Genomic DNA, 20023 nt, shown 5'->3' with positions numbered 1-20023 from the left:
ATTGGCAAGCCAACCAAGCCGGAAAGAAAACAAGCTGAATCTGTACGGCTTGCGAATTCCGTTTTCAGACTTTGTTGCGTGACCGAAAGCGAAATAAGAGCAATACAATGGCCATGAGCACCAGATATCCGGCGAGGATCGCCAGGCTCAGCCAGATTGAGGTTTCAGCGTGTGCACCTGCATAGGCAAATACAAAAATCGCTGGCATTTTCCCAATGGCCGTGGCAACCATGAAGACCCAGAATGGCGTGTACGTTATACCTGCGTAGATATTAACGGCCATCTGAGGCACGATCGGCAACAGTCGCATTGACATGACACCCATGAACGGATGTGCCTCCATCCATGTGGTAAAACGGTTTAGACCCCGAATACGTTCGAGGTACGATCTCGCCTGATGTCTGAAGATGGTTCTTGCTCCGCCATAAACGAGCATGGCTGCAAGTGTTGTGCCAAGCCAGCATATCCAGGCTGCCGTGGTGGTACCGTAACTGTAACCAAAGGCGATAATAACAAACTTATAAGGAATTACAGGCACAAGAGCAAACAATGTTGCCATGGCGAGTAACAGCGGGATGGACTGATGAAGATCGGTCCAGGCCAGCAGTTCATATCTGTAAATAAACGTGACTCCTGCAAGTAAAACATATAACAGAAGCCATAACCATTTTCGCAAAATCCCAAACGCTCCTTTCAGATCAGGCAGGTCTAGTCGTGTCCCGATCTGTACTGCTGTTCCTCCTAAGTTTACCACGTTCGCCCATTGTCTGAACAATTCGTGCGAAGTCTGCTGCAATCACTGGCAAGTTGCTGTCCGAAGGGTTACACTATAGGACGTGGAAATATAGAACCGAACTGAAGGTGGAGTGATCATCATGGAAACAACCCAACGTAAACGAGTTGCAATTATCGGCCTCGGCGATATTGCACGTAAAGTATATTTGCCGCTGTTAACAGCTCATCCGAACGTGGAGATTGTAGGCATTATGAACCGATCTCCGGAACCGGTCAAAGCCGTTCAGGAGGCGTATCGATTAGAACGGGGAACAACGAATCTGAAAGAACTGTTGTCCTGGGACTTGGATGCGGTGTTTGTACATACAGCAACGGAAGCACACTTTGACATTGTCATGCAATGTCTGGAACAGGGATTAGCCGTGTACGTAGACAAGCCGTTATCCTATACGATTCGGGAGTCGGAAGAGATGACTGCTTTTGCCGAGGCACAAGGGCTGTTGCTGGCAGTGGGCTTCAACCGCAGATTCGCACCGATGTACCAAAAAGCGAAAGAATGGATGCAGGGTGGAAAAGGCTTCGAATCCCTGACAGTGACCAAACATCGTACAGGCATTCAGGAGCGTCCTGCGGCAGAAACCATCTATGATGATCTCATCCATATGCTGGATCTGATGTTGTGGTACTCGGATCATAATGTGGAGTTGCTTCATCAATGGATTCGGAAGAATGATATGGACAGACTGCTGCATGCAACCGGAACGGCCAAGCTGGGCAGAACAGCCTACGGTCGATTTGATATGGTGCGTGAAGCTGGGGCAGATCTGGAGAAGATCGAATTGCATGGTGGTGGTCGATCTGTTGAAGTGGTGAACATGGACACGATCTGCTGCATGGAACAGGGGAGTCTGGAAACCAAAGAAACGTTTGGGAGCTGGGACACCGTGTTAACACGCAGAGGTTTTATCGGAGCAGTTGACAATTTCCTGGCTTGTCTGGACTCACCTGATGATTGCCTGATCAGTGCAAGTCATGTCATGGACAGTCATGAACTGGCGGAACAATTGATTCGCAAATAATTGCAGAGCAGAATACACATACGGAGGAATACAAGTCATGGATGAATATGAAAAGGAACGTAATAAACAGATCGAAGAAGCTGTTGTAGAAACCTATAAACAGGAAGAAGAGATGATGATCCTCGTATTTGCCCAGTGGTGTGTCAATAATGGTTTGGACCCGGAAGAGATGTACCGGCAAGCCTACCCGAATCAGCAGAGCAACGAGCGTTTGCAGCAGGTGCAGAAGCTGATTGTATCCAAGGAGGAAGCCGGTGAGATCCCGGATGATACGGTACTTGGCGTGTTGTCCATGTTTGGCAATGAAGATCTGGCAATGGTTGTATCCGAGGCTATAGCCGCGCGCAAATAAGTTCAACTTACGTATACTGGTATGATTACATCTGTTCCCGGTGAATGACGCGGAATTCCTTCGGGGACATGCCGAACCGGGAACGGAATACCCGATGAAAATAGGTATAGTTGTTAAAGCCGGAAGACTCAGACACTTGCTCCAGGGTCATTGGACTGAAAATAATCCGTTCCCTGGCCATGTTGAGCCGTACGTCAAGCGTGTATTGCATGATGCTTTTGCCAAACGCTTCTTTGAAGAGATGAACACCCCGTGAGACACTGATGCCAATATGTGTTGCCACATCATCGAGCTTGAATAAAGAGGAAGCGTTTTCTTCAATGTAGTTCTTGATCTCATAAGCCACATAATTGGTGTTGGTTATCGTTGGATGCTCCGCGAGCAGACGATCCACTTCGAGACATAAAATTCGCATATAATAACTTGAAATTTCCGGATAAGGATTGGAGATGCGGCGTTGCTCCAGTACGAGCTGTCGAAACAGGACCAAGAGGCTTTCCGTCAATTCGACTTTGATCCGGGTTGGCCGTTTGTGGCGTTTCCACCACTCATCCACCCAGGAACCATTAAAGAAGATGTGATAGTCGCCACTCTCCACCAGTCGTTCTCCCATCGGATTGGTTTCATTGTCTATTCTCAGCTCATAAGGCTCGTCAGGATCAAAAAGAAGCAGATCGCCCGCATCCACCGGGGACATGTCCCCGTCAATACGTGCACGGCAACGTCCGTCTGTTTGCAGTCTTAACAGGTAGTTCTTCACACCTTCAGGCTGCACCATAGCGTAGGGTTTACGATGAAATGAAAAGCCTGCTGTAAGAACTTGGCAGGATTGATCTGTCGGCATGGGCATACTCCTTGCAATTTGAAAATTATGACCAGATAGTTCATGTTTCAATCATATTATTCATTTTAATTGAAGCTGAAACGGAATACCATAGTATTAGATTTAAGGAACAGGAAACATCCAACAAAACATATGGTTCTCAACCATTCAAACGCGGATTTTCACCATGCGTAAGGAGATGAACGTCACAGTGGAGAAAATGAAAGCAGGCATCATCGGGTGTGGTAACATCAGCGCCATCTACTTGGAAAATCTCAAAAACAACCCGGTCATTGAAGTCGTGGCTGTTGCGGATTTGATTCGTGAACGCGCTCAGGAACGGGCAGATGAATTTAATATCGCAAACGTTTACAATGTAGATGAGTTGCTGCAAAATAACGAAATTGAACTTGTGTTGAACCTTACGGTTCCTGGAAGTCACGCCATGACCGATCTGGCTGCACTCGAAGCAGGCAAACATGTGTATGCCGAGAAGCCGCTGGCAATTTCTCTTGAGGATGGTCGCAAGGTTGTTGAACTGGCTGAGGAAAAGGGATTGTATGTTGGTTCTGCACCGGACACCTTCCTTGGTTCAGGCATACAGACAGCGCGTAAAGCCATTGAGGATGGGCTGATTGGCAAGCCGGTTGCAGCGACTTCATTCTTTATGGGTGGAGGACCAGAAGCTTGGCATCCTAATCCGGAGTTCTTTTATGTCGCAGGTGGCGGACCGATGTTTGATATGGGACCTTACTACCTGACCGCTCTGATTACGCTGCTTGGACCGATACGCAGAATCAGCGCCTCGGCAGGCATACAGATCGCAGATCGCAAGATTGGCTCTGGGCCAAAGGAAGGTACAGCACTGCAAGTAGAGACGCCTACTCACTTGGCAGGAACCATTGATTTTGCAGAAGGTGCCATTGCAACCATGATTACCAGTTTTGATATTCGCGGAGCTTCGGATCTGCCACGTATTGAAATCTATGGTACAGAAGGTACGCTGAGTGTACCGGACCCCAATTATTTTAACGGGGAAGTGAAGGTTCGCAGATACGGTCAAGACACTTGGGAGACGGTCAAACCAGTCTTCGAAAGTGGACAAAACGAACGAGGCATCGGCGTAACGGAAATGGTTGAATCCATTCGTGCCGGACGGGAACACAAAGCCAGTGGCAAGCTTGCTTATCACGTACTGGAAGCCATGCATTCATTCCAGCGTTCTTCACTTGAAGGCAAGCACATACATCTGGAGAGCAGCTATGATTCTTTTGCAGTAACTCGCACAGTTCAAACTGAGATTGAAACCGTGGAATCACACTAGTCTGAGTAAAAAGTGTTCAAAGCTTGATGCTCTTACGAGTGAAGCAGAATAACCAGTATTCTTACGTTCAATTTCAGGATAGAAACACTCTCGATTTTCCACACTAATCAAACAGGCATGTGATCTGAACGGTAAAAGTATACAGTTCAATATTCATGAATTCAGCAATCATACGATATCTAATCCAGGGAGGAATCGCACTTGAAACTCGGCGTATTTTTGGTACTATTCGGAGGACGTAAATTGGAGGATGCTCTTGATTATGTAGCATCCAAGGGATTAAAAGCAGTAGAGATCGGAACAGGCGGACATCCAGGCAATGCACATTGTAAGCCAGATGAGTTGTTAAGCAATCCTACAGCATTGAAAAACTTCAAAAATGCAGTGGAATCACGTGGTTTGACGATCAGTGCACTGAGCTGTCACGGTAACCCGCTACATCCGCAAAAGGATATTGCCAAAGGATTCCACGATGATTTTGTTAAAACGGTAGAACTGGCTGAGAAGCTGGAAGTACCTGTAGTGAATACATTCTCCGGTTGCCCGGGAGACCATGAGGATGCCAAATATCCGAACTGGCCTGTTGCACCATGGCCGAATGATTTCCAGGAGATTCTGAAGTGGCAGTGGGAGAACAAAGTTATCCCTTACTGGACAGAGTGGGGTAAATTTGCAGCAGATCGTAACGTAAAAGTTGGATTGGAACTGCACGGTGGATTCTCCGTTCATACTCCAGCAACCTTGCTGAGACTGCGTGAAGCAGCAGGTGAAGTGATTGGAGCCAATCTGGACCCAAGTCACATGTGGTGGCAAGGTATTGATCCTGTTCAGGCAATTCACATCTTGGGACGTGAAGGAGCCATCCATCACTTCCATGCAAAAGATACAACGATTGATCCGGTAAACGTGAACAAACACGGTGTAACGGATATGCAAGACTATACCAATATGCTGGATCGGGCTTGGCAGTTCCGCTCGGTCGGTTATGGACATGATAACAAGACATGGGCAGATATTATGAGTGCCTTGCGTCTGGTCGGATATGATTATGTAGTAAGTATTGAACACGAAGACGGTCTGATGTCGGTTGAAGAAGGATTCTCTAAAGCTGTGCAAAATCTCCAGCAAGTATTGATTGAAGAACCGCTGGGCGATATGTGGTGGGTTTAGAGCTACACTAGGGGGAAATTGAATATGATCAACGTCACCATTTGGAATGAATTTGTCCATGAGAAAATTCACGATGAAGTAAGGGAAGTCTACCCGGATGGTCTGCATCGAGCACTGGCTGACGGACTTGGCGGCGAAGGCTTTGCTATTCGTACAGCTACACTGGATCAGCCTGAACACGGATTAAGTGATGAAGTGCTGAATTCCACAGATGTGCTTATATGGTGGGGACATATGGCACATGATCGCGTAAGCGATGAGATCTCACAGAAGGTTGCGCAGCGAGTGCTGAACGGGATGGGAATGATCGTGCTCCATTCAGGTCACTTCTCCAAACCATTCAAAGCGCTGATGGGAACCAGCTGCGATCTGAAATGGCGTGTAGCTGACGAGCAGGAAATTGTATGGTGTGTTAACCCATCTCATCCGATTGCGGATGGCATCGAAGGCAAGATTGTATTGGAAAAAGAAGAGATGTACGGTGAATTCTTCGATATTCCAGTACCGGATGAACTGGTGTTTGTGAGCAACTTCCAGGGTGGAGAAGTATTTCGGAGCGGATGCACGTTCCGGCGTGGTGAAGGTAAAATCTTTTATTTCCGGCCAGGTCATGAGACGTATCCGACCTATTACAAACCGGAAATATTAAGAGTGATCAGCAACGCAGTGAAATGGGCATATCCTGCCCGCAGCTTTACGCCGGAATTTGGCAAGAGTGAACCTGTAAGACCATTTGGTGGCGTGCTGGTCTAATCACAAATTGCTTTATCCCTAGAAAGGAATCAAAAAAATCTGGGGATAACAGCGATCGGAAAGTTGTTCTGACGTCGGAGTGCTAGTGTAAATATTCTTTAGTTAAACTTATACTGATAATGTATACGAAGGAACCCTTCTGCAAGTCAATGATGACTGTGGCAGTTGGGTTCTTTTTGGGTAAGATAGTACTGTGGGGAAGTTATACGATATTTCCCATGGTTACGACGCAGCGTGTAATGTATACTGGGATGTATGATCCATTTTGGATGTTATGCTTCTAAAATTTAAACTTTTTAGTTGCAGGCGTTTTCTTTGAAGCTTAAATATGTTATTATGAAATATACTAACAAAATGTAAGTTGAGTGATCTCTAAAGAGGTGATTAATGTGGAAGGTCAAGACTTGCGGATGTGTCCGCGTTTTGAGACGGCGTTTTCTTTTTTGGGCAAGCGCTGGAATGGTTTAATTATTCAAACGTTGATGAGTGGTTCGAAGCGATTCAAGGATATCTCCAATCTGATCCCATCCATGAGTGATAAGATGTTATCCGAACGGATGAAAGATCTGGAGAGTGAAGGTATTCTGGTTCGTCACGTCTATCCCGAGACGCCAGTTCGTATTGAATATGAACTGACGGATAAAGGTAGAGCGCTCCAGCCTGTCATGAATCAAATTCAAGACTGGGCTGAGCAGTGGGTTGACTAACGTATAAGCAATATCACCCACTTTCGTTGCATGAATGACATAGACTCCTGATTTCTGTGGAAATCAGGGGTTTTTGTCTTAATTATTAGGTGGATCGGCGTTTTTCTCTTAGGCTATGCACATGTTGTCATGAGTTGTAGTATAATCTATAGAAAATGGCCACAGACGGCCGGAGCGAAGGAGGCCCACTTGTCATGAGAGAAGAAAGCTTATCCCGTGAAGTACGCTACGGCAAAAAAGATATTGCAGAACTTGAGAGCGCATCCATTCAGGTCCATCTAATTTACAAAAAAGCTGCAGAGTTGTTTAAGCGCACAGCATATTCCCGTTCGGTTAAGGATGATCTTGCCGAAGTGAATACGCATTCTGTGAACAGCGATGGTCCGAAATTAGCTCCGGCGGTGCTGCAAAAATGGATTCAAACGTCCAGGGGCTGGAAGTGTATCGGATGTGAGCTGGGACAACCTGATTCAACGATGTCTCAGATGGAAGAAACTATGAATGCTAAGCAATTGGTTTTAGATGTGGGAGAAGGTCGGTTGGTTCAGGCAGAAATGCTGATTCAGGCGGTTGTCTGGTCACAATATGAGAAGATTCGAATGTTTGCACCATGGCTTGGTGATGAACCCTTTTATAGCGTGCAGGAGCTGGATGTGATTGCTCGTTATATTGTGCCTACCTATTTCTCGGAACGGCCTTTGCATGAGCAGGGCAAGGTATTCAAGGTCCATCAACAATATGGACAGATTCCGTTGTATCAGGAGTATGTAGACGCACCTTCATGTTGCGTGCAGGTTGACGGTGGATTGCTTGAAGGGCGATTGCTGACAGGTGTATATGTATCTGAGGAGCAGTTCTTTGGGCTTAATCCATATCTGAAAGATGGCGATGGAGGACGGACATACATCCAGGCTAGTGTCCAATGATAACGTAACCAATTAGAACATAAAAATGATATTGATTGGAGAGCCTGTGTACAGGCTCTCTTTGTTGTATAAGCCCTCTCTGGAGGGCACGCGCAATAAAAGTAACGGCTTTGACACTTTTTTTTGCCGAAGGTTGTGCCATAATAGAGGTTATGGACAACAGGGTGAATGATTTTACGCAGGGTGGTGTTACCTACATGATGAAGAAAATCCCCGGTTACATAGGTGTATGTTTGCTCCTACTGGCGATCTTGGCTGGTTGTAGTGAGACACAGCCTTCTGAACAGCCAATTGTCAAAGAGACAGAAACAGCGAATACGATCACAGTGGCTGTAGATGGCAGTACATTTTTGCCTGATGCAACAAAGTCCATTAAGCGAGATTTTAGTGAGGGTTTGACACTCAAGAAAGCATTACTCAATAGCGGACTGGTTGATTTTACGGCAGATGGCAAACGGATTCAATCCGTCGGTGAAGTTTCTCTGGATTCTTCGCTTAGCTGGGCTGTCAAATTGAATGGCAAGGATATTGAACAGGAAGATTGGGACATGGAGCTTCATGCCAAAGATGAAGTGATCATTTACGTGAAAGCCGCTGACAGTGGGGGGGATGGCGTTGCATATCAGACAACGTTACTCAAAGTTAGCGGTGGAAACATTATGCCAACCCTCAATCGTCAATATGCCGGCGTTTATGTTCAAGAGTGCACAGTTCGTGATGTGTTGAAGTCCAGCGGCATTGTAAGAATGTCGGAGAATAACAAATTTGTCGTTTCGGTCGAAAATGTCACACCTCGTATGAATGAGCGGTGGGTCATTATGGTGAATGACAAAGAATTAATGGAAAATGGTCTGGACATGAAATTGAATCCACGTGATGCGGTAAAGCTTGAATTGACCAATGCATCCTAAGTATACCAAGAAGCCCAATCTCTTTTTTTGAGAACTGGGCTTTTTTCATTAAAATATATAAGCAATATCCGATTAGCATAGCAGATATTAAATACGACAGATCTCGTTCGGGCAAAGTTCACAGTGACAGATCCCTTGCAGCATCTTCAGATCTTTGATAACAATCATGCCATTGTCATATTCAATTGCATCTTTCTTGCGCAGGTCGCTTAACATGCGGTTTACACTTTCACGAGTGGCTCCAATCATATTGGACAGGTCCGTGTGGGTAATTTTTTTGTGAATAATGACATGCTCACCATGAGGCTCACCATACGAATTCGACAACCGAATGAGGGTGGAGCAGAGTGCACCCGGTTTGCCATATAACATGAGATCCCGGAATTTGGTCTGTGTCAACCGGTGGTGGATGCCCATCCATTTCATAAAGTCGATCGCAAAGTCACAATGCTGGCAGATTAACATCTCCAGGTCTTTATGCTCCAGTACACCGATCTCACTGTCCTCTAACACTTCCGCTGAGAAGCTGTGTTTAGAGCCAAAGAAGGGATCAGCCTGCCCAATCATATCACCGGATTGATACATGTACATGATCAGTTCCTTGCCTTCATCCGTGGATTTGGTGATCTGGGCACGACCCCGTTTCATATAATAAAGTTTGTCAGAGATATCGCCTTCCCAGTACAGATGTGTGCCTTCCGGATAGGTTCTATCTTTCATGGTAACCAGCAGATGGTTGAAATTCGCTTCCGAGAAACAGTTGGTATTACCGCGCTTTTCCAGTACAGTTGTTAGTTCTCTCATAAGTCTATCTCCCCTTTATGTCCATCGGACGACCTTCTGTAGTAAGCAGTAGCCTCCGAGGTTCGCCGCAAACCGTTGCCGTCCTGATCAGGGTCATCTCGGCCGGGAGGAAGGACGGTACAAATTGCGGTGGTTCAATTTTTAAGTTCAGTATATACCTAATCTTACCGTTTGAGGGGGAAGGAAAGGGGGCAAAAATGACGAAATTTCAAACATTGTGATTAAATTCACTTTTGATGGAGAGGATGAATTTTACAGTCCTATATTTTAAATAGGAAGTGAAAATGGTCGTGTGAAGGACACTACAAAACTTAAATTAAATTTGTTATACTTTGTGAAAAAAATCACATATTTAACCTTTTACCCATGGTACGATGTGAATGTAAAGAAGAGAGACAAACCAATACGAACCTTTAGGAGGATGAGGGAGATGGCTGTAAAGAACGAAGTCGCCCCAGCAAAAGAACCGACAGCAGGTCAGTATATTCAAACGTTAATTGACAAAGCGAATAAAGCACACGCCGCATTTATGAAGATGGACCAGAAGCAGATTGACCGAATTGTGCAAGCAATGGCGCTTGCCGGTCTGGATAAACACATGATGCTCGCCAAGATGGCTGTAGAAGAAACAGGCCGCGGAGTATATGAGGATAAAATCACCAAAAATATATTTGCTACAGAATATGTGTATCATAGCATTAAATATGACAAAACGGTAGGTGTAATTGAAGATAATGAGTACGAAAGCTTCCAGAAAATTGCGGAGCCGGTTGGGATCATCATGGGGATCACCCCAGTAACGAACCCAACATCAACAACGATGTTTAAAGCACTGATCTCCATTAAGACGCGTAACCCGATCATCTTTGGTTTCCACCCATCTGCACAGAATTGTAGCCGGGAAGCTGCTAAAATCCTGCTGGAAGCGGCTGTGAAACATGGTGCACCAGCAGATTGTATTCAGTGGATTGATGATCCTTCCATGGATCGTACAAACGAACTGATGAATCACAATGATGTGGCTCTCATTCTGGCAACAGGCGGATCAGGCATGGTACGTGCAGCGTACAGCTGTGGTAAACCTGCACTGGGCGTAGGACCGGGTAACGTACCTTGCTTTATCGAGAAAAGCGCGGATATCAATCAGGCTGTAACGGATTTGATTCTGTCCAAGTCTTTCGACAACGGTATGATCTGTGCTTCCGAGCAAGCAGTCATCATTGAAGAACCGATCTTTGATCAAGTGAAGAAAAAAATGATCGCCAATGGCTGTTACTTTGTTAACAAAGATGAAGCAGCAAAATTGACAGCAGGTGCGATTAATGCCGAGAAATGTGCAGTGAACCCGGCGATTGTTGGTCAATCTGCGGTGAGCATTGCGAAGTTGTGCGGTATTGAAGTTCCAGCAGGCACCAAAATTCTTGTGGCCGAGATTGAAGGGGTAGGTACCAAGTTCCCATTGTCGGCTGAGAAATTAAGTCCGGTACTGGCTTGTTACAAAGTCAAAACGGCAGCAGAGGGCATTGAGCGTGCAGCAGAAGTGGTTGCTTTTGGCGGCATGGGTCACTCTTCGGTTATCCACTCCACAAATGAAGAAGTGATCGGCAAATTCGCAGATCGTCTGCAAACCGGACGGATTATTGTGAACTCACCATCCACACACGGTGCCATTGGGGATATCTACAACACAAACATGCCTTCATTGACACTGGGATGCGGATCATACGGACGTAACTCGACTTCTTCCAACGTAACCGCTGTGAACTTAATCAATGTGAAAAGGGTGGCTCGCCGTACCGTGAATATGCAATGGTTCAAAGTGCCGAACAAAGTCTACTTCGAAAAAGGGGCAACACAGTACCTTGCCAAAATGCCTGACATCACACGTGTAGCGATTATTACGGATGCCATGATGGTGAAGCTTGGATATGTTGAAAAGGTAGAACACTATCTGCGTCAACGCCAAATGCCAGTAGCGATCGAAGTATTCTCCGATGTTGAGCCAGATCCATCCACAACAACGGTAGATCGCGGAACCGAAATGATGCGCCGCTTCCAACCAGACTGCATTATCGCACTCGGCGGTGGATCACCGATGGATGCTGCGAAAGCCATGTGGTTGTTCTATGAATACCCGGACACGGACTTCAACGATCTGAAACAGAAATTCATGGATATCCGCAAACGGATCTACAAATATCCACGTCTCGGCGTAAAAGCGAAATTTGTAGCGATCCCAACAACATCGGGTACAGGATCTGAAGTGACATCGTTCGCTGTTATCACAGATAAAAATCAAGGCAACACCAAATATCCATTGGCCGACTATGAGCTGACACCAGACGTAGCGATTGTTGATCCGGAGTTTGTATACTCCCTGCCTAGAACAGCCGTTGCAGATACAGGTATGGACGTACTGACTCATGCGATTGAAGCTTATGTGTCTGTCATGGCGAATGATTACACAGATGGACTTGCGATCAAAGCAATCCAACTGGTGTTCCAATACCTGGAGCAATCGGCACTGCAAGGCGACAAACTGGCACGTGAGAAAATGCATAACGCTTCGACAATTGCCGGTATGGCGTTTGCCAACGCATTCCTGGGCATTAACCACAGCTTGGCGCACAAATGGGGCGGTCAGTACCATACCGCACACGGACGCACCAATGCAATCCTGATGCCGCACGTCATTCGTTACAACGCGAAAAAACCGACCAAATTTGCATCGTTCCCGAAATATTCGCACTTTGTAGCGGATGAGCGGTATGCCGAAATCGCCCGCATCTTGGGATTGCCTGCACGTACGACAGAAGAAGGCGTAACCAGTCTTATCAATGCCATTCGCAAACTGAACAAAACACTGGGCATTGAAGAATCGTTCCAGGAAATCGGATTTGATGCCAAAGACTTTGAAGCACATGTGGATTATCTGGCAGACCGTGCCTTCGAAGACCAATGTACAACTGCCAATCCGAAGTTGCCGCTGGTAACTGAACTGGCTGATGTTTACCGCAACGCTTTCTACGGAAAGTTTGAATAATAAATCTAGAACGAAGCTTGCCTTACGGCAATAAGATCAGGGTTCCCCGAGAGGGGAGCCCCGATTGCCGTCTTTCACACAATAAGGAAGAGGGCAGAAAAACAGAAGAGCGAAGCACCTGTTTTTTAGGATTTATTTTAAGATTTAGTTTGCTCCGAGCATAGAGGAGCAAAAGGTTCTAAAGAGGTGGCACGGAATCCTTGATGTGGCCGTTTGAGCCAGATGTTCACACAATAACGGAGAGGGCAGAAAAACAGAAGAGCGAGCATCTGTTTTTCAGGATTTATTTTAAGATTTGTTTTGCTCCGAGTATAGAGGAGCATTGGTTCTTAAAGAGGTTACACGGAATTCGTGATGTGGCTGTTTGAGCCAGATGTTCACACAATAACGGAGAGGAGAGAAAAAACCTGAAGAAGCGGAGCGGTCGCCTTTATCAACGGATTTTCACCTTTGAAAAAGTGAATCAAAAAATCCGGGGATAACAGCGATCGGAAGGTTATTCTCTCCTTGTAGTGGCCAGCGTACATCATCTATGGTTCATTCGCTTTTTCAGTAAATTTAAATAATGAACAGCGATCGGAAGTTGTTCTGCCCGCGCAGTGGCTAAGTGTGAATTTACCGGGTTCAATGGGACAAAGCGCAGGTGGAGTGAGTTAGTTCACTGGCTTTGTGACAAAAATCACAGATGATGAAAGCCTCGAGTCGTATACTGAAAATGTAAGAAAAACATTCATCCCGCGGTTCCGGTTCCCAAGTAGAGAGAACATGTTCCGGTTTATGTGAAACAATTCACATTAATCGCGGCTCTGGGCACACAATGCTACGAATGAAGCAAGATGTTATGTGTCCAGAAATCCAAATTAGTGGAGGGATTAAGATGTCGGTGATTGAAAAAGATGTCAAACAACAAACAGGCTGGAGAAACTTTACCAAAGGAACATGGACCAAATCCGTAGATGTGAATGATTTTCTGGCACACAACTTGTCTCCGTATTACGGTGATGAAGCATTTCTAGCAGGTGCAACCCAGAATACCAAAGAATTGTGGGATATCGTATCTGATCTGACCAAAAAAGAACGGGATAACGGTGGTGTCCTTGACGTTGATGTAAACACACCAGCGACTATTGTTTCTCACCAACCAGGTTATCTGGATCAATCCAAAGAGCAGATTGTCGGCGTTCAGACCGATGCTCCGTTCAAACGTTCCATTCAACCAACAGGCGGAATCCGGATGATGATTGATGCATGTGAAGCATACGGCTTTGAATTGCCTCAAGGCGTCATTGATATATTTACGAACATTCGCAAAACACATAACCAAGGTGTATTCGATGCTTATACTTCCGATATGCGTGCAGCGCGTAAAGCAGGGATTATTACAGGTCTGCCAGATGCTTATGGCCGTGGCCGGATCATCGGTGACTATCGTCGTGTAGCTTTGTACGGGGTAGACTTCCTGATTCGTAACAAAAAAGGCGAATTGAATGCACTCGAAGTTGATGTTATTGATGAAGATGTCATTCGTCTGCGGGAAGAATTGTCTGAGCAGATTCGTGCATTGCAAGAATTGAAACAATTGGGCGAAATGCACGGGTTCGATATTTCCTTGCCAGCGACAACAGCAAAAGAAGCATTCCAATGGTTGTACTTCGGTTATCTCGCTGCGATCAAAGAACAGAACGGTGCTGCGATGTCCCTGGGACGTGTATCTTCTTTCCTGGATATCTACATTGAGCGTGATCTGCAAGAAGGTATTTTGTCCGAAGAACAGGCTCAGGAACTGGTTGACCATTTTGTGATGAAACTGCGGATTGTCAAATTCCTGCGCACACCGGATTACAACGAACTGTTCAGTGGAGATCCAACATGGGTGACGGAGTCCATCGGTGGTATGTCTGTGAATGGCGAAACACGCGTAACCAAAAACAGCTTCCGTTTCCTGCATACGCTGCACAACTTGGGTCCTGCACCAGAACCGAACTTGACTGTTCTCTGGTCCACGAAACTTCCGGAAGCTTTCAAAGATTATTGCAGTAAAGTATCTATTGAAACAAGCTCAATCCAGTATGAGAATGATGACCTGATGCGTCCGATCTACGGTGACGATTACGGTATTGCATGCTGTGTGTCGGCTATGAAGATCGGGAAACAAATGCAATTCTTCGGTGCTCGTGCCAACCTGGCTAAAGCTCTCCTGTATGCGATCAACGGTGGTCGTGACGAGAAATCCGGAGCACAGGTCGGACCTGAGTATCCTGCCATTACAAGCGAAGTGCTGGATTACAATGAGGTCATGAAACGCTTCAAACCAATGATGGAGTGGCTCGCGAAGCTGTATATGAACACCCTTAACGTCATTCACTACATGCACGATAAGTACAGCTATGAGCGTATCGAAATGGCATTGCATGACCGTGACATTGTACGTACGATGGCGTGCGGTATCGCTGGTCTGTCGGTTACAGCTGACTCACTGAGTGCGATCAAATATGCCAAAGTAAAACCAATTCGTAACGAGCAAGGCATCGCTGTTGATTTTGAAATCGAAGGAGACTTCCCTTGTTACGGTAACAATGAAGACAGCGTAGACAGCATTGCTGTTGAACTGGTTGAGAACTTCATGGGTATGATTCGCAAGCACAAAGCTTACCGTAACGCAGTACCAACACAATCCGTTCTGACGATCACTTCCAACGTGGTATACGGTAAGAAAACGGGGACTACACCGGATGGTCGTAAAGCAGGTGAACCATTTGCTCCTGGTGCGAACCCAATGCATGGTCGTGATAAAAAAGGTGCACTGGCATCCCTTGGCTCTGTAGCCAAATTGCCTTATGAACACAGTCTTGACGGAATTTCCAATACCTTCTCCATCGTGCCAAAAGCATTGGGTAAAGAGGAGACCACACGTAAATCCAACCTGACTGCGATGATGGACGGTTACTTCGGTCAAAACGCTCATCACCTGAACGTCAACGTATTTGATCGTCAACAATTGATTGATGCGATGGATCACCCGGAAAACTATCCGCAACTGACCGTACGGGTATCCGGATATGCCGTTAACTTCATTAAACTGACTCGTGAACAACAGTTGGATGTCATCAACCGTACGTTCCATGGCTCCATGTAAGTAATTTGCAAGTAGAAGACCGCTAGAGCATGGCATTCCAAATCATATTAAACGCACAGCGGATGCGGATACAGAAAGGAAGAGGCAGCATGGTTAACGGACATATTCATTCACTCGAAACTTTCGGGACGGTTGACGGCCCAGGCATCCGCTTTGTGCTTTTTATGCAAGGATGTCTACTCAAATGTCAGTATTGCCACAACCCTGATACTTGGGCGCTGGATGGTGGAAAAGAAATGACGCTTGAGGAGGTACTGGCTGAAATTGAGCCTTACCTGTCTTACTACCGCAGCTCCGGAGGCGGACTCACGATATCTGGCGGAGAACCAACGTTACAGGCCCACTTTGTAGCCGAAATCTTCAAGGAAGTGAAGCGCCGCTGGGGACTGCATACGACACTGGACAGCAATGGATTTAACGAACCGGAACGGATTCACGATCTGTTGGATCATACAGACCTGGTTCTGCTGGACCTCAAACATATTGATGACGAGAAACATATCAAGCTAACAGGCAAATCCAATGAGAGAACGTTAAAAACGGCCAAGTGGTTATCGGAGCAAGGCCGGAAAATGTGGATACGCCACGTGTATGTGCCTGGTATTCATAACGAGGAAGAGGATCTGCTTAACCTCGGACGGTTTATTGGAACATTAAATGGCGTCGAGAAGTTCGAAATTCTTCCATACCACCAGATGGGGATCTACAAATGGGAAGCGCTCGGTAAAGTATATCCACTGGATGGAGTTCCTTCACCAAGTGAAGAAGAAGTGGAGCGGGCGTATCGCCTGATCGAACAGGGTCGCCAGGAAACGGCTGGCGTGACTTGTTCCAATTAAAAAATCTGGGGATAACAGCGATCGGAAGGTTGTTCTGTCATCGGAGTGGCAAGTGTAAATATTTTTAAGTTCAACTTATATTCCAATCAAGCAGTCCTTGCGAATATGTTTCGCAGGGGCTGTTTTTTTGCTGATATCCATTGTAAATGCAAGATTATGGGTCCAGTGAAGGATTTTATCCCTCCATTGATGAATTGTCATCCTTACGATGTAAGCTCCGGCTTTTTATAATCAGAGTGTAAAGCCAAATGCTCAATATCTTGAGGAGGGTCAACCAGATGAAAAAAGGAATGACATTACTGCTTTCATTATTGCTTATCACTTCATGGACTTTGGCGGGATGTGCAAGCTCAAGTAACGAGCCACAGCAAGGCGCAGGCAACACACCTGTGGAGGAAACAAGTAAGGAACCGGTTGAGATGCTTCTCCGTCACACACAGGTGGGGGCCGACAAACAGAAAAGACTGGCCATTCTGCAGGATGTTGTGGACAAAGTGGAGGGAGAGGTACCCAATCTGACCTTTACGCTGGATGGTGTCGAATCCGATGTGAATCGTAAGGAAAAGCTTCGCGGAGAGATGGCGGCAGGCAACCCGCCGGATATATTTGAACTGTTCGGTAGCCCGGATTCCAAAGTTTATGCCAAGGAAGGTATGCTGCTTGATCTGACCCCAATCCTGCAAGAGCTGGGCATTCAAGACCAGTTTACATCCCTTGAACCATTTACCTATGAAGGCAAAGTATATGGACTGCCGATTGGCGGTTCGGGCGAAGGTTTTTTCTATAATAAAGAGTACTTCGAACAAAAAGGATGGAAAGCCCCAACCACCATGGCTGAACTTGACAACATATTGGCCGAGATCAAGGCCGATGGCAAAGTGCCGCTGGCTTCTGCATCCAAGGCAGGCTGGGTACCGCTTATGTTAACGAACCACCTGTGGTCCCGGTATGCCGGGCCGGAGATTACCGCAAAGTTTGCAACAGGTGAAGCGAAGTGGACTGATCCGGGTGTTGTGCAAGGTTTTGCCAAACATAAGGAATGGGTGGATAAGGGTTATTTCAAAAAAGGTGAACTGGGCTTCGAGTATGCCGAATATACCACGCAATTTACAAGCGGCGAAGCGGTGTTGATGTATGACGGAACATGGAAATCATCTGTATTCAAAGAAGGTCAGAGCGGTGAATCGCTCATTGGCAAGGTTGGATTCTTCAATATGCCTCCGGTAGAGAACGGCGCAGGAGATCAGACGTCTTTGATGCGGGATGTGAACAATGGATACGGATTCTCGGCAGCAGTGGCGGATGACCCGCAGAAGCTGGAAGCAGTGAAAGCTTTTATCAAAAATTTCTACAATGAAGATATGCAGGTCCGTGGTCTTGTGGAAGATGGCGTGTTGCCTGCGATGAAGCTGGACGAGAAAGTGCTGACCGATAGCATTACCGATGATCTGATGAAAGAAATTGTGGCCGTGCTTAATGCGTCCAAGACGTCGTTCCCGGCATTTGATGCACTCGTTCAGGCCGATGTGACGACAGAGATCAGCAATCTGCAAATCCAGAAGTTGATTGGTGGGCAGACCACGCCAGAGAAAATGGCAGAAGAGTTGCAAAAGGTGCAGGAGGAAGCAAACGCTTCCGTGGAATAAATCAATTCAAGTTGAAACTGCGATCGTTGAAGTGACTGAAGGAGGCTGACCATGAATACTTCACTCCGCAGCCCGTTAATCTATACGTTGTTTGTAATGCCAGCCTTAATTCTGTTTGTAATGTTCTTTCTATATCCAATTGGCAGCTCCTTATATTACAGTCTGACGAGTTGGAATGGGGTATCCGCTGAGCCACGTTTTGTGGGTTTATCCAACTATGTGAAGGCACTGACTGATGAACGATTTTGGATTTCCACACGGAATAACGGCTTTTTCATCGGATTTTCGGTTCTTATTCAGGTACCTCTAATCGTCCTGTTTTCGCTTCTGATTGCCAATGTGAGAAGACTGAAAGGTCTGTATAAAACAGCTGTTTTTTTACCATCCATCATGTCGACAGCCGTTATCGGTATTTTATGGGGATTCATCTATGAACCCAATATCGGACTATTAAACAAAATACTTCATGTGTTGCGCATCGATCCAATCTACTGGTTATCGGATAACCGATTTGCCATGTTGTCCATCTTGGTGACCAATGCCTGGCAGTGGACGGGATTTTACATTGTCATGGTGCTCGCGGCCATACTGGCGATTCCCCGTGATCTGGATGAAGCGGCTGCAATCGATGGGGCAACAGCGGTACAACGTGCAATGCGAATTACGTTGCCGCTGATCCGGCCGATCATTTCGGTGGTGATCATGTTGTCCATTGCAGGTGCCATGAAAGCAGCAGACATCGTGATTGTCATGACCAAAGGTGGGCCCGCCGGGTCCACCGAGGTTCTGGCCACATACATGATCAAATACGCGATTACCAACTTCAAATATGGCTATGGCAATACCATTGCAGTGCTGATCTTTGCTCTGACGCTTGTGCTCACTGCGGTGTATCAACTGCTGGTAGCGAGGCGGAGCGAGAAGGTGGAATATTGATGGCGAAAAGCATAAAAAGCAGTATACCTCATGTGTTGTTAATGTTGTACTTGATCGCGATTTTGTTTCCCTTTCTATTTGTAATTTTTTCTTCATTTAAGCAGGATAACAATGAAATCGCCCTGAATCCATTCGGTTTACCTACAACATGGGAGTTTAACAATTACGTGGAGGCTTGGGTGAATGCCAAGATTGGCACGTATTTCTGGAATAGCCTGTACATTTCGGTTCTATCATCGGCGTGTACGATTGTGCTCGGTGCCATGTTTGCTTTTGCCGTAACCCGGATGAGACACCGGAGATGGAGCCTGTTTCTGTACAGCCTGATTCTGGCGGGTATGCTTATTCCCAACAATGCACTTATGCTGCCGATTTATCTGCTTGTACGCAAAATGGGCATATTGGATACACATCTGGCATTGATCGTGCCCTATGTGGCCAATGCGATCCCTTTTACCATTATTATCCTGGCGGCTTTTATGCGTTCTCTGCCTGGAGAAATTGAGGAAGCGGCGGTCATGGATGGCTTGAGGGCCCCGGGTATCTTTGCTAAAATAGTGATACCTCTTACGGTTCCGGCTATTGTTACCGTTTTTATCGTTAATTTCCTCGGCAACTGGAACGAATTTTTACTCGCCAACTATTTCTTATCCACCGATAAATTGCGTACGCTGCCTGTGGGCATGGTCCAGTTTCGGGATCAATATCAGATGAACTATGCCCAGATGTCAGCAGGTATTGTATACAGCGTTGTACCTGTACTTGTGATCTACGCTATACTCCAGGAGAAAATTATAGAAGGAGTAACTGCAGGTGGTGTCAAAGGTTAATACCATGAA

The 20023-nt window shown here is 46.2% G+C and carries 17 protein-coding genes; 14 read left to right on the top strand and 3 right to left on the bottom strand.

Annotated features, from left to right (window positions below):
* Positions 1-64 precede the first annotated feature (64 nt).
* Positions 65-775: a TVP38/TMEM64 family protein gene (locus QVE09_RS11990; RefSeq protein ID WP_315936994.1), complete on the bottom strand. Its 711-nt coding sequence runs from the start codon at positions 773-775 to the stop codon at positions 65-67.
* Positions 776-875: 100 nt separating this feature from the next.
* Between QVE09_RS11990 and QVE09_RS11985 the strand changes: the two genes are divergently transcribed.
* Positions 876-1814, top strand: coding sequence for a Gfo/Idh/MocA family protein (locus QVE09_RS11985; protein WP_315936993.1), 939 nt, complete (start codon positions 876-878; stop codon positions 1812-1814).
* 37 nt (positions 1815-1851) lie between these two features.
* Positions 1852-2166 carry a hypothetical protein gene (locus tag QVE09_RS11980; protein WP_036614451.1) on the top strand — a complete coding sequence of 105 codons (315 nt, stop codon included), beginning with the start codon at positions 1852-1854 and terminating at the stop codon, positions 2164-2166.
* Positions 2167-2191: 25 nt separating this feature from the next.
* On the opposite strand, the gene QVE09_RS11975 is transcribed toward QVE09_RS11980, so the two are convergent.
* Complete coding sequence (locus QVE09_RS11975; protein ID WP_315936992.1) at positions 2192-3010, bottom strand: AraC family transcriptional regulator; 819 nt, start codon at positions 3008-3010, stop codon at positions 2192-2194.
* A 190-nt stretch (positions 3011-3200) separates the two neighbouring features.
* Here QVE09_RS11975 and QVE09_RS11970 point away from each other — a divergent pair, with 190 nt between their 5' ends.
* From QVE09_RS11970 to QVE09_RS11945, 6 genes are all read left to right on the top strand, one after another.
* Entirely contained in the window at positions 3201-4313 is a 1113-nt protein-coding gene (locus QVE09_RS11970; protein WP_036614448.1) for a Gfo/Idh/MocA family protein, read from the top strand.
* A 201-nt stretch (positions 4314-4514) separates the two neighbouring features.
* On the top strand, positions 4515-5483 hold the full coding sequence (locus QVE09_RS11965; protein WP_036674961.1) for a sugar phosphate isomerase/epimerase family protein: 969 nt from the start codon (positions 4515-4517) through the stop codon (positions 5481-5483).
* A gap of 24 nt (positions 5484-5507) precedes the next feature.
* On the top strand, positions 5508-6236 hold the full coding sequence (locus tag QVE09_RS11960; protein WP_315936991.1) for a ThuA domain-containing protein: 729 nt from the start codon (positions 5508-5510) through the stop codon (positions 6234-6236).
* Between the two features lie 410 nt (positions 6237-6646).
* Positions 6647-6943 (top strand): winged helix-turn-helix transcriptional regulator, encoded by a 297-nt coding sequence (locus QVE09_RS11955; protein WP_074096966.1) that lies wholly within the window; start codon positions 6647-6649, stop codon positions 6941-6943.
* Between the two features lie 194 nt (positions 6944-7137).
* On the top strand, positions 7138-7869 hold the full coding sequence (locus QVE09_RS11950; RefSeq protein WP_315936990.1) for a hypothetical protein: 732 nt from the start codon (positions 7138-7140) through the stop codon (positions 7867-7869).
* Between the two features lie 197 nt (positions 7870-8066).
* A complete protein-coding gene (locus QVE09_RS11945) occupies positions 8067-8780 on the top strand; it encodes a hypothetical protein (RefSeq protein WP_017687552.1) in 714 nt (237 codons plus the stop codon).
* An 87-nt stretch (positions 8781-8867) separates the two neighbouring features.
* On the opposite strand, the gene QVE09_RS11940 is transcribed toward QVE09_RS11945, so the two are convergent.
* A complete protein-coding gene (locus QVE09_RS11940; protein ID WP_076333276.1) occupies positions 8868-9584 on the bottom strand; it encodes a Crp/Fnr family transcriptional regulator in 717 nt (238 codons plus the stop codon).
* Positions 9585-10014: 430 nt separating this feature from the next.
* Here QVE09_RS11940 and adhE point away from each other — a divergent pair, with 430 nt between their 5' ends.
* The 6 genes from adhE to QVE09_RS11910 all read left to right on the top strand — a co-directional run bounded on the left by adhE (position 10015) and on the right by QVE09_RS11910 (position 20014).
* Entirely contained in the window at positions 10015-12627 is a 2613-nt protein-coding gene (adhE, locus tag QVE09_RS11935; RefSeq protein WP_074095716.1) for a bifunctional acetaldehyde-CoA/alcohol dehydrogenase, read from the top strand.
* An 877-nt stretch (positions 12628-13504) separates the two neighbouring features.
* Positions 13505-15763 carry a formate C-acetyltransferase gene (gene pflB, locus QVE09_RS11930; protein ID WP_315936989.1) on the top strand — a complete coding sequence of 753 codons (2259 nt, stop codon included), beginning with the start codon at positions 13505-13507 and terminating at the stop codon, positions 15761-15763.
* A gap of 89 nt (positions 15764-15852) precedes the next feature.
* Positions 15853-16602 carry a pyruvate formate-lyase-activating protein gene (pflA, locus tag QVE09_RS11925; RefSeq protein WP_315936988.1) on the top strand — a complete coding sequence of 250 codons (750 nt, stop codon included), beginning with the start codon at positions 15853-15855 and terminating at the stop codon, positions 16600-16602.
* A 278-nt stretch (positions 16603-16880) separates the two neighbouring features.
* Entirely contained in the window at positions 16881-18248 is a 1368-nt protein-coding gene (locus QVE09_RS11920) for an ABC transporter substrate-binding protein (RefSeq protein ID WP_315936987.1), read from the top strand.
* A 51-nt stretch (positions 18249-18299) separates the two neighbouring features.
* A complete protein-coding gene (locus QVE09_RS11915; protein ID WP_315936986.1) occupies positions 18300-19184 on the top strand; it encodes a carbohydrate ABC transporter permease in 885 nt (294 codons plus the stop codon).
* Positions 19184-20014, top strand: coding sequence for a carbohydrate ABC transporter permease (locus QVE09_RS11910; RefSeq protein WP_036674968.1), 831 nt, complete (start codon positions 19184-19186; stop codon positions 20012-20014). Before QVE09_RS11915 ends, QVE09_RS11910 begins: the two co-directional genes overlap by 1 nt.
* Positions 20015-20023 lie beyond the last annotated feature (9 nt).

It is taken from the genome of Paenibacillus sp. ClWae2A, assembly GCF_032452295.1.
Taxonomy (GTDB): domain Bacteria; phylum Bacillota; class Bacilli; order Paenibacillales; family Paenibacillaceae; genus Paenibacillus.
The sequence above is the reverse complement of the archived record's forward strand: the minus strand, read 5'-3'. Positions and strand labels throughout refer to the sequence as shown.

Excerpts from the sequence above, each read along its gene's own strand:
- QVE09_RS11985 (WP_315936993.1), top strand. The coding sequence starts at position 876 with ATGGAAACAACCCAACGTAAACGAGTTGCAATTATCGGCCTCGGCGAT.
- QVE09_RS11980 (WP_036614451.1), top strand. The coding sequence starts at position 1,852 with ATGGATGAATATGAAAAGGAACGTAATAAACAGATCGAAGAAGCTGTT.
- QVE09_RS11975 (WP_315936992.1), bottom strand. The coding sequence starts at position 3,010 with ATGCCGACAGATCAATCCTGCCAAGTTCTTACAGCAGGCTTTTCATTT.
- QVE09_RS11960 (WP_315936991.1), top strand. The coding sequence starts at position 5,508 with ATGATCAACGTCACCATTTGGAATGAATTTGTCCATGAGAAAATTCAC.
- QVE09_RS11955 (WP_074096966.1), top strand. The coding sequence starts at position 6,647 with ATGTGTCCGCGTTTTGAGACGGCGTTTTCTTTTTTGGGCAAGCGCTGG.
- QVE09_RS11950 (WP_315936990.1), top strand. The coding sequence starts at position 7,138 with ATGAGAGAAGAAAGCTTATCCCGTGAAGTACGCTACGGCAAAAAAGAT.
- QVE09_RS11945 (WP_017687552.1), top strand. The coding sequence starts at position 8,067 with ATGATGAAGAAAATCCCCGGTTACATAGGTGTATGTTTGCTCCTACTG.
- QVE09_RS11940 (WP_076333276.1), bottom strand. The coding sequence starts at position 9,584 with ATGAGAGAACTAACAACTGTACTGGAAAAGCGCGGTAATACCAACTGT.
- adhE (WP_074095716.1), top strand. The coding sequence starts at position 10,015 with ATGGCTGTAAAGAACGAAGTCGCCCCAGCAAAAGAACCGACAGCAGGT.
- pflB (WP_315936989.1), top strand. The coding sequence starts at position 13,505 with ATGTCGGTGATTGAAAAAGATGTCAAACAACAAACAGGCTGGAGAAAC.
- pflA (WP_315936988.1), top strand. The coding sequence starts at position 15,853 with ATGGTTAACGGACATATTCATTCACTCGAAACTTTCGGGACGGTTGAC.
- QVE09_RS11920 (WP_315936987.1), top strand. The coding sequence starts at position 16,881 with ATGAAAAAAGGAATGACATTACTGCTTTCATTATTGCTTATCACTTCA.
- QVE09_RS11915 (WP_315936986.1), top strand. The coding sequence starts at position 18,300 with ATGAATACTTCACTCCGCAGCCCGTTAATCTATACGTTGTTTGTAATG.
- QVE09_RS11910 (WP_036674968.1), top strand. The coding sequence starts at position 19,184 with ATGGCGAAAAGCATAAAAAGCAGTATACCTCATGTGTTGTTAATGTTG.